Source organism: Caballeronia calidae (genome assembly GCF_900044055.2).
GTDB lineage: Bacteria > Pseudomonadota > Gammaproteobacteria > Burkholderiales > Burkholderiaceae > Caballeronia > Caballeronia calidae.
Genome location: NZ_FCOX02000121.1, coordinates 1 through 10,355, shown reverse-complemented (window position 1 = coordinate 10,355; position 10,355 = coordinate 1). Strand labels below are relative to the sequence as shown.

7 protein-coding genes and 2 pseudogenes are annotated in these 10,355 nt (G+C 59.5%); 3 read left to right on the top strand and 6 right to left on the bottom strand.

What is annotated here, in order from left to right; all coding sequences use genetic code 11:
- Nucleotides 1-252: 252 nt before the first annotated feature.
- Nucleotides 253-1,571, bottom strand: a pseudogene (locus AWB78_RS39880) (IS110 family RNA-guided transposase).
- A 293-nt stretch (nucleotides 1,572-1,864) separates the two neighbouring features.
- Nucleotides 1,865-2,104: pseudogene (locus tag AWB78_RS39875) on the bottom strand (IS110 family transposase); the annotation flags it as partial.
- A gap of 924 nt (nucleotides 2,105-3,028) precedes the next feature.
- On the opposite strand from AWB78_RS39875, the gene AWB78_RS39870 reads away from it, so the two are divergent.
- From AWB78_RS39870 to AWB78_RS39860, 3 genes are all read left to right on the top strand, one after another.
- Complete coding sequence (locus AWB78_RS39870; RefSeq protein WP_082883614.1) at nucleotides 3,029-4,264, top strand: ParA family protein; 1,236 nt, start codon at nucleotides 3,029-3,031, stop codon at nucleotides 4,262-4,264.
- Nucleotides 4,261-5,334, top strand: a complete 1,074-nt coding sequence (locus tag AWB78_RS39865) for a ParB/RepB/Spo0J family partition protein (RefSeq protein WP_062612452.1) — start codon at nucleotides 4,261-4,263, stop codon at nucleotides 5,332-5,334. The genes AWB78_RS39870 and AWB78_RS39865 overlap by 4 nt, the downstream gene beginning before the upstream one ends.
- Before the next feature lie 241 nt (nucleotides 5,335-5,575).
- The gene (locus tag AWB78_RS39860) at nucleotides 5,576-6,760 is read left to right on the top strand and encodes a hypothetical protein (RefSeq protein ID WP_062612450.1); all 1,185 of its coding nucleotides are present in this window, start codon (nucleotides 5,576-5,578) and stop codon (nucleotides 6,758-6,760) included.
- A gap of 449 nt (nucleotides 6,761-7,209) precedes the next feature.
- Here the strand turns inward: AWB78_RS39860 and AWB78_RS39855 are convergent, their stop codons facing one another.
- From AWB78_RS39855 to istA, 4 genes are all read right to left on the bottom strand, one after another.
- Complete coding sequence (locus AWB78_RS39855) at nucleotides 7,210-7,701, bottom strand: GNAT family N-acetyltransferase (protein ID WP_062612448.1); 492 nt, start codon at nucleotides 7,699-7,701, stop codon at nucleotides 7,210-7,212.
- Nucleotides 7,698-8,000 carry a type II toxin-antitoxin system TacA family antitoxin gene (locus AWB78_RS39850; protein ID WP_062612456.1) on the bottom strand — a complete coding sequence of 101 codons (303 nt, stop codon included), beginning with the start codon at nucleotides 7,998-8,000 and terminating at the stop codon, nucleotides 7,698-7,700. Before AWB78_RS39850 ends, AWB78_RS39855 begins: the two co-directional genes overlap by 4 nt.
- A 259-nt stretch (nucleotides 8,001-8,259) precedes the next feature.
- Nucleotides 8,260-8,994 carry an IS21-like element helper ATPase IstB gene (gene istB / locus AWB78_RS39845; protein ID WP_062612446.1) on the bottom strand — a complete coding sequence of 245 codons (735 nt, stop codon included), beginning with the start codon at nucleotides 8,992-8,994 and terminating at the stop codon, nucleotides 8,260-8,262.
- 49 nt (nucleotides 8,995-9,043) lie between these two features.
- A partial coding sequence (gene istA / locus AWB78_RS39840) for an IS21 family transposase (RefSeq protein ID WP_096031926.1) occupies nucleotides 9,044-10,355 on the bottom strand: 1,312 nt, incomplete at its 5' end.

Sequence of the window (10,355 nt, the reverse complement as noted above, 5' to 3'; positions counted from 1 at the left end):
GCAGGCGAAAGGACGATTATTGGCCTCTGGGGGACCCTTCCAGAAGGCGCCGCACTTTAACACGAAGTCCGTCGGCATCCAAAGCGTCAGTCACGCGCGTGAACGCGTGGCAGGTGGGGGCAGGGGTTGGCGCGCCGACTAGCTAAGCCGGACATTGATCGCAATCTAATGGTGAAGTAGTCGCCCTGCGAAATTCAATCCTGAAATGAATCTAAGGTCCTCACGAGAAACACTCATAGATTCCGCCGGTTTTCAGGTTGCCTGGCCGGTCGGGGTGATTTCGAAGCCGAGCGCGGACGCGCGACGCCGGAGCGCGGCAATGCTGCGTTCGCGCTGCTGCTCCTCGTAGCGCTGCTGCCCCTGGTCGACGAAGGCTTCGCCGCGCGTGAGCATGAACACCATGCGGGCGACCGCCGTATTGGCGCGCGGCTTGTCCATGCGCGCGCAGAGCCGGCGGTAGAACGCACCGAGCGCTGAATCATTGCGCGACAGGCTCATGGCGGCGAGCTTCAGGGCCTGGCGTACGCGGTTGGTGGACCGACGGGTGCGCGCGCTCAGGACCTTGCCGCCGCTGATCTTCGTGCCCGGGCACAGCCCGAGCCACGAACAGAAATGCTTCACGCTGGCAAAGCGGCTAAGGTCCGGACCGATCTCCGAGAGAAATCGTCATCACGGTGGTGACTGACAGGCCGTTGATGCGCGCGTCAGGTCCACGCCGGCCCAGCGCGCGAGCGCCGCGCGTGCATCAAACTTCGGCGCGTTCTTGCTGCGCCGCTTGCCGGGTCCGTCGAGCGCAACGTCGTGACGTCCAAGCGGCATCAGCAACGCCTCGATTTTCGCGTCGCATTCGACGATGCACTGCGCGAGGCTGTCGAACATCGCCATCGCCTGCCCAAGCACGAACAGGTGCTCGTCGCGCCAGTTGCCCGTCAGTGCACGGACGATATCGTCCTCGCTGCGCTTGACCCGGCCGTGACGATGGCGCGCCAGCAGCTTCGGTTCACGCTCGCCGGCGACGATTGCGCGCACGATCGCCTGGCCGGTCACCCCCATCACATCCGTGAGCACCTCGGTGAGCTGCAGGTTCATCTGCACCAGCGCCTTCTGCATGCGCAGCACCCAGCTGCCCTGCTCGGTAAGCAGCACCTCGCGCTGGCGGGCCACCGCGCGCACCACGCAGACCTCGTCGCCCGGGCGCCACAGGCGGCCCGTAGCAGCCCCAGGCTCATCAGCTTCTGTAGCCATTGGCAGTCGTGTACATCGCTCTTGCGCCCCGGCACGTACTTCATCTGCCGCGCATCGACCAGCCAGACCGTCAGCCCGCGCCGCTCCAGCACCTCGTAAACCGGGATCCAGAATACGCCGGTGGACTCCAGCGCCACCGTGTCGACCCCGCACGCGAGCAGCCAGTCCGCCATTGCGTGCAGTTCATCGGTCATCGTGCCGAACTCCCGCACCGGCTCTTCAGCCGCCGACCGGGGTACCGCCACCCAGTGACTTGAGCCACCTACATCAATGCCCGCGGCGTTCGGGAACACCTCGGGACTGTCTTCGCGCTTGCGCATCGCCATCGTCTGCTCCAGGCTGGTCAGTGAACGGCAGCGCCATGGGATGCGTCGCAATTGACTCGATCTCGTGAACGGGATGCAGCTCGCGCTGCTCACCACTGTCGCCGACGAATCCCGGACCCATGCTCTCAAGCGGGCTCACTTGACGGCGTGCCGGCCGCAAGCGCGCACCATTGGGTTGTCGGTCATCGCGGCGCCGCCGTTCACCTGTATACCCCATTCCTGTTTCTCCGCGAACGCCGGACCCGGCACGGGGTTGGATTGCTCTCAAGAAACCCCGCGAAGTAGATCGGTTTTCAGGGAGTTGGTTCGTTTGGCTGAAGCTGGAATCCGAGGGCGGAGGCACGTCGCTTGAGGGCCGCGATGCTGCACTTCCTTTGCTGTTCGTCGTAACGCTGCTGCCCTTGGTCGACGAAGGCTTCACCACGAGTGAGCATGAAGTACACCATGCGGGCAAGCTTGTGGGCCACCGCGGTGTTGGCGCGCGGCTTATCCATACGGGCGCACAGCCGCCGATAGAATGCGCCGAGCGCCGAGGGGAGCGGCTAATGTTACTCGCGCACGACTTGCCGACAGCATGGAATGCTTCAGGCGCAACTCCGAGAACCAAGCAACGGATAACACGGGTTCGTCATTCAATTCCTACAGCCGCCATCGACTATGGAGCGGTTCAGCACAAACATTTTTTGATTACGGGTCGCGGCTCAGGTCCGACCGACACGGCGATGCGCTGGTTGCCACGACCGCCAACCAAAAAAATCTCCGCCTAAAACTGAAGGCGCATTGCTTGTATGGTTGCGTGGCGACGACGCCCTGAGAGATGGATGCTAATCAGGCACGCTAATAGAACCGGCACGCGCTACTCTTTTTGGCGCGGAATTGTCGACGCAGCGTTCTCGTCGCCCATCGCTCCCGTAATGGCGGCGCCGAAAGTGTATCGCTCAATACAACTTCGGACCTACTTCTTCGTCGTTGGAAAATGAAAGCTTTTGAGTCTCCACGAACGCCATTTCGAAGCGTTCGCATGGGCAGAGAACGTGAAACAAATGTGCAATAACGTACCTACCACTTTGATAATAAATGGTTTTTTCTCAGATCGAGTTTGCGCCGCTTTGTTTCACGGTTCGTTGCTCCTACGCTCAGCAGGGATGAAGGCGGCCGGCCTGTCGCTGCCACTCCGAATCACCGCACGCACAACAGCGCGGTCAACCGCCCGTTGCGCCGGCACCGCGCACCTCGATCGATAAGCCCGCAGGGTCCTCGCGTTAGGAGGCAGACTGTCATTCCTACGAGAACGAACCTCAGCCAGTTTCGAGGAATTGCTGCTCAAGCCCGTCCGTGCGGATCTTGCGCGCAAATGTAAACTTGCGACGCAACGCGTTTCCCCCTATGCTGTCGGAAATTCGACACGTATCGTTTTATTCTAATCGGAATGTTGAATTCAACAACGGGAGTAGTTGATGACCACCGCCGTTCGGGCACGCCCCGACAAGTCCTTGCCGTCAATGCAACTTCAGGTCAAGCATGCGCCAAAGCGGATGCCATTGAACGGAATCAGAGAGATTTCCAGAAACGCCAGCGAGATGCTTCTTGATGTGCGGGAAAGCATGCTCGCACCGCATCCGCGAAAGAATCCGCCGGTCTTCACGACGGCTCAAGTTGGCGATCTCTGTCGCGTCGACAGACAGCGAATGCATTATCTGGCTCGGACTGAATCCGACCTCCCCCAGGGCACGTTACGCCATAGCCGCAGTCGAGAATTTACATTGGCGGAGACTCGGATTTGGATTGACCGCATCGCACCCTTTGCAAGGCGCCCATCGGGCGTCCACGGGAAGAAAATTGCAATTGGCAATTTTAAAGGTGGCGTCAGTAAGACCACCACAGCGATGACCTTAGCGCAGGGGCTCTCGCTCTTTGGCCGCCGCGTGCTACTGGTTGATCTCGATCCCCAAGCGTCGCTTTCCGCACTCCACGGCATATTGGCTGATAGCGAAGTCGCCGACGAACAGACTGTCTTACCCCTTATTTATGGCGAGGCGGACAACCTTCAGTACGCAGTGCAACCGACGTATTGGGACGGGATCGATCTCATACCGGCTAGCGCGGCGTTATTCGGTGCCGAGTTCTTTCTCCCGTTCAAACAATCGAAGGAGAAGAACTTCCAGTTTTGGAATGTCTTGAATACTGGCCTCCAATCGCTATTAGACGGATACGATGTCGTAATCATCGATACCCCTCCTGCCCTCTCGTACCTCACCATCAACGCCTTCATGGCTGCTGACGGTTTGATCGTACCAACCCCTCCGAGTGCGTTGGACTATGCGTCGTCTACGCAATTCTGGAGTCTGTTTTCGGATCTGTCGCAAAGCATGCAGGAAGTCGCGCCGCAGCTCGATAAAAGCTTCGACTTTATCAACGTACTGCTGGCAAAAGTAGACCAGAGTCAAGCCGCAACTCCGATTGTGCGTGACTGGATCAACAAGACATACGAGAGTTTGGTGCTTCCCGTTGAGATTCCCACGACCGCCGTAACTCAATCTGCCGCTGCCGAGTTCGGGACCGTGTACGACATTTCGAAATACCAAGGAAGTCTCAAAACCTACCAACGGGCCAGGGAAGCATATGATCGACTTGCTGAGATCGTCGATCAACAAATTGTGACGTTGTGGCTCGCCGAATCGGAGGCCAAATGAGTCTTAAAGATCGACTGGCGGAGAAGGCCGCTGCAATCGGCTCCAACCCGCGCTCACATCGACAGGCACCGGACATCCCGACTAGGCCGAAGACCGCCCCAGGTCAACTGATGGCATCACTGCCTCTGTTGGCAGAAAAGGAGAAGGAACTAGAGGTTTTGCGCCAACGTATCGAAAAGTTGCAATTAGGTGCGCCCGAAGCCTCGATCGATGAGATCGAGCGTTTGAAAAGGGCATTGGCCGACGCTCAACACTCAGGCGTCGCGATTAACATCCCTCTTTCCGAGTTGCATGAGGTGCCCGGCCGGCGGCGACATATGCCTCCCGCGAAGTATGCAGAGCTCCGAGAGAATCTGCGGCATAACAAACTCATTCACCCAGTTGTCGTATTGCCCCGGTCGGAAGGCGGGTTCGAGATACTGTCGGGCCACCACCGCACGGATGCTTATCGTGAATTGGGTCGCGAATCGGTCCAATGCGTTGTGGGCGACGCTACTGAAGATGAAGCAGATGAGGGCGCGTTCTTTGCCAACCTTATGCAGTCAGACCTAACCGACTATGAGAAGTACGTCGGACTGAAGCGCTTCCAAGACAAGCATGTGAGATTGAAGCAAGCGGAGATAGCCGAACAGATCGGTATCAGTCAATCATATGTGAGCCTTTTGCTTTCGTATGATCGATTACCTGCAGACGCTCGACGAATGCTTGAGGCGAACATGGGCATTCTCGGCGCTACAGCGGCTGCGGAGCTAGCCAGCATTGCGGAATCCGGAAAGGGAGATCGTGTGGTCGAGGCCATCCGCCACATTTCCGCACGCAAGCTAGACCAGGCTCAGGCAATTCGGTTTGCTCGAGGCGGAGATAAGCCTAAGCCGGCTAAGCCGTCAGCGACCACCTTTAAGGTGAAAGCAGGGAAAAGCACTTGGTGCGATGTGCGGAGCGCGAAGAATGTCATGCGCATCGAATTTCAGTCTGAAGAAATTGCGCAATCTGTTCAAGATGCCATAAAGCGCGCGCTGGAGGCCCTAGCAAACGCCAATGTAGGAAAAGGGCAGGACGCGAAGACTTAACCAATTGATTTTTAAGCGAATTAGACTCTAATTGACGAGGCTGGTAATGTGATTATATGAGGAGCATAAAACAAAAGCCCCCGGCGGGAACCGAGGGCTTTTGACGGTTTGGCTGCCAGAGCCTCACCGCGCACTCACCGGCGGGAACCGGAAGTGGTCACTACTTACAGACCCGAGTGTAGCGAAACGCCGAGGGCAGTCAAGTGATTTCAATCCATTTTCTTGAGATGGATCGCTCGACATGTCTATCGCGCAACGCTTCGTTGCTGGCGAGGGTGAACCACACTCCGAAGACTCGGCCGCCCTCACCGCTTTTCGCTGTGACTCGACCAACCTACCGTGGATCATCTTCCGGGCAGCATTCCGAGCCGCACATATCGAACAGATTCCGCCGCGCGCTCGCGCTGTGCTCTCTGCCCTCGCTCGCACCGTCGACGCAGCCAAACCGTTCGGTGCTATCTTTGCGCGCCGTGAGTTACTCACGGGCCGCGCCCTGCAATCCATGCGGACGTTCTATCGGAGTCTCGACGATCTCGAGGTCGCCGGACTCATCGAGCGTCGTCCGCAAGGCCGCTATGTCGAAGCCGGCTTGTTTGGTCGCGCCTACCTGCACCTCACCGAACATGCCGCTGCCCTACTCGGCCTCATTGAGCCTCCGCGCACGCACGAGAACCAACCTGCTGAGACGCCCTCATCAACCGTGTCCACCTCGGCCCAGTCATCTTTGACCGTACCGTCTGCCAATGTGGCAGACGGTGGAATATATAAGGATCTAAGCCCTTCTGATTTTCAAAAGAGACAACCGGGCCAACTGCCTGCGGATCTTCAGCGTCTCCGCACCCTGGGTTTTTTTGATTTCTTGATTTTCAGACTCATGCGCGAGGCGCGTGACCACGGCAAGCTCCTCTCTGATGTCGTGGAAGCCACCTGGGATCACTTGAAACGCGCCAACGCTCCGATCAACTACCTCCGCGCATTGCTGCGCAATCCTGTCGACTTCACCCAACTTGTTCGTCGCCGCAACGAGGAACAATCGGCAAGCCGTCAGCGCACGGTCCAACAAACGGAAGCTAACGCTCTCGTGCTACAAAACGCCGGTCGCACGTTTATCGATGCCGACGGCCAGCGTCAGTACGTAATCAGCTCAGGCGGCGAGTCGATGACAGTCTTCAGCCTCACGGAGGCTATCGGGCGACAAGCCGCAGGATGGTCGCAATTCTTCGCTCGGGCCTTAAAAAGCGGAAACCTTCGTCCCGCCACCGCAATAGAACTCGAGCGCTTCGCACATCGACAGAACATGGCCATGGCTGCCAACCAGCCGCGCACAGCGGACGTTGCACCGTCGAGGCAGCCCGTGACACTTGCGGTACGCGAACACATCGCTGGCCTACGCCAGCTGCTGAAGGCTCGTGCGGTCACCACCTGATGTCGGGCGCTGCCGACTGGGACGCCGCCGCCGGTGCGAGGAAAGGCCTGCCCAAGATTAGAGCACGAACAGGTCCAGACTTCTAATGTGACGGCGGCACTGGAAAACAACTGCCGCCTCTAACCCACCTCCGAGTTTTCGTCGCGGAAACCGCCTACACCGATACCATCGTGCGAATTAAGCCGCTGAAACGATGCTGCCCTCCGCGAGATCAACATCCGCCACCAGCGGAGGGGCGTTTTCTAGCCTCCAACCTTTGACGCGATGAGGCACGCGGCCCGAAGGAATATTTCAACCTCGGGTTTTTTCCGCAGGCGTGTGTTGACGTACCCGCGCAGCATGCATTTCACCTGATGTAGCAAGACGAATTCGGACGGACTACCGCTGACGGATCTTATGGCTCGTTCGGTTGGCCTGCACATCCCGCCACGCGGCGCAGTTGGCCATGCTCAAAGTGCCCCCTTCAGGTCGGCTAGCGTGATCATCAGCGTCAAGGGATCGAACGGTGACGGCTCGAAGCCGACCTCCATATAAAAGTTTTTGGCGCTTTCGGAGATCGCATGTGCGATCAGCCCGCGGATGCCGATGGTGTCAGCCGCCTGCAGGACGCGCAGCCCTGCATCGCGGATCAGCGCACGGCCAATGCCTCTGCCCTGCAACGAGCAATCGACGGCGAGGCGTGCAAGGACGACAACCGGAATCGGTTCAGGCATATTGCGTCTGAAGCGGCCCGGCGCTTCAGCCATGGCTACCGCACCGGACGCGAGCGCATAGTAGGCTAACACTCGTGCGCCGTCGCAGACGACAAAGGTGCGGGACGCGCCGCTGGCCTGATTCTTGAGGGCGCGGCGCCGCAACCAGTGGTCGAGGCTGTCCACGTTCGACGTAAAACGGTCGAGCTCATGCTGGCTTTTCAGCGGCTCGGGAGCGCCCAGCGTCATACGATGTCGCTGGCGGCGTCCCAGGGCGCAGGGGTATCCATCGTGCGGCGCAACTGTTTGTTGGGCTGCGGCGGCAGGTCGAGTCGCGCCAAAAAAGCCGCATATGTCGCAGGGCTCGCCAGCTTCACGACCTGCTCGAGCAACGCTTCTTCGGCCGCGGCACGGGCTGCGTCGAGAATAAAGTCGGTGCGATTCTTGCCGCGACTCGCCGCCGCCCGATCGATAAGCCCCCGCTCTTCGGGACGGATTCGGATGTTTAGTGTTTCGCGCTTCGGGAGAAACTGATGAGCCGCGGACATGATAAGCCTCACTGGAAACTGTCAGCGCTTATTCTAACAAAGCGCAATGACATTGTCATTACGTCACCCCCGGTCGGATCTCATTTCAACGTCTGATGGAACAACGCAGCTTCGGCCCCTTCCGATCGATACGAAATGGTGAAACGACTGATGTCGCGCGCGCAGGCGCCATCTGCTCGCGCATGGCCTGATCCCCTGTTAGCAGCGGCGTGAATTTCGGCTAAAACGGACGGTTTGAAACTCACCATGGTGACAGCGATCAGGCGGTAGCGGGATCGGGGTCGGTCTGGTCTTTCATGCGGTAGCTCTTGCCCGCGATGACGACAGTCTCGGCATGATGCAGAAGGCGGTCGAGCAGCGCGGAGGTCAACGTGCTGTCGTGATTGAAGATCTCTGCCCAGTGCTTGAATGCGCGATTCGAACTGATGATGGTCGGACCTTTCTCGTAACGCTGGCTGATGATCTGGAACAGCGCGTCGGCACCCTGTTTGTCGACGGGCAAATAGCCCAGTTCATCGACGATCAATACGCGTGGCTTGACGTAGCGGCGCAACTCGCGTTTGAGACCGCCATGGGCTTGCGCGGCATTCACCGAGTTGATGATATCCACCGCCGTGGCGAACAGCACTGAATGGCCGCGCAGACAGGCGGTATGGCCGAGTGCGATGCTCAGGTGGGTTTTGCCCAGCCCGACGCTGCCGAGGAAGATCACGTTGGCCCGCTCTTCGATGAAGTTCAGCCGAAACAGATTCTGGATCTGCAGGCGATTGATCTTGCTGGGCCAGTTCCATTCGAACTGATCGAGCGTCTTGAGCACCGGGAACCGGGCAAGTGCGATCCGCCGCGCGATGCTGCGATCTTCGCGACGCTGCGCTTCGCCTTCGATCAGGTGGGCGAGATAGTCGACATGCGACCAGTGCTGGGCCGCCGCCTCGGTGGCCAGGGCCTCGTAGTGTTGCAGCACGTAGCCCATGTGCAGTCCGGTAAGCTGCATGTGCAACGGATCGACGGCGGGTTCTCCAGGATGAGGGGTGGCGTTACCGTCAGCTTTCGTCATAGGGCTGCTCCGGTCCATAGCGCGAGAGATCCGGTTGCGCGAGTTCGATGTCCAGCAGATCCTGATGACGGATCAGGTGCAGTGCGCCGGGCTCCGGCAGGGGCCGGGCCTTCATCTCGAGGATGTTGGCGATGTACTCGCAACTGAAGGCGTGGAACGTCAGGCCATCCTCCAGGGCACGTGCGACGGCCTCGACGCCGTAAATCTCGCTCAACGCGATGATCTTGCGCATGTGCTGCCGAGCATTGGTGCGCCGTTGCTCGAGCCCTTCGTAATAGGCCTGGGCATGAGGGCCCAGACTCAGGAAGCGCAGCATCAGCCGCTGTTCGCGGGCGCTGCGGCGCTGCGCGAGCAGTGCCTTGGGATGTTCGGGATCCTCGATATCCTGATGGCGATCGTAGCTGCGCACATGGCGGGCGATCAGCAGGTTGTTGTGGTAGATGCACACCCGATCGGGCCAGGCCTTGAGCGTCACGCGGGTATGCGCGTAACGCGCTGGCACGGAGTAGTGATTGGTGTCCAGCGCCACGCGAAACTGACTGCTCGCGCGCACCGTCACAATGCGGGCAACGTCATACGCTGACGGATTGAGCGGCTTCAGTTGGGGCTGTTCCTCGGCGAACAGATCGACGGGTCGCCGGTGCGTCTCGCCGTGGATGCGCACGTTCGCGATGGTATCGAGCCAGACCCGGGCCGCGGGGTTGATTGCGCTGAACTCGGGGAGCTCAAGCCCGTTGAGGAGATTCTTCTTGACGTACCCCACGCCGTTTTCCACCCGGCCTTTCTCGTTGGCTTTTCTGACGTTACAGGCGACGATGTCGACCCCCCAGTGGCGCGCGGCATCGAGATAACGCGGATTGAACACCGGCGCCTGACCAATCAACCGCTGCAGCACCGCGGACTTCAGATTGTCTACCATGACCTTGCGCGGGCAGCCATGGAAGGCCGCGAACGCATGTTCATGGCAGGCGAGGAAGTGCTCCATCGTCTGCGAGACGGTAAATTCCAGATACATCATCCGGCTGTAGCACAGCACCATCACGAAGAACGACAGCCGTCGCCGGGTCGAGCCCACGGCAATCGAGCCATATTCGCCCCAATCGATCTGCGCAGTTTCGCCGGCGGCAAACGCGAGCTTCAGGAAGGCCTCGCGTCGCGGCGGCCGGATCCTGGACACGTAGTCGCGCACGATCGTGTAGCCGCCGTCGAAGCCGGCTTCGCGCAGGCGCTGGAAGATCTGCTGCACGCTGTACGGGTGCGCATCGAGCCAGCGCACCACCTGCGCCTTGAAGGGATCG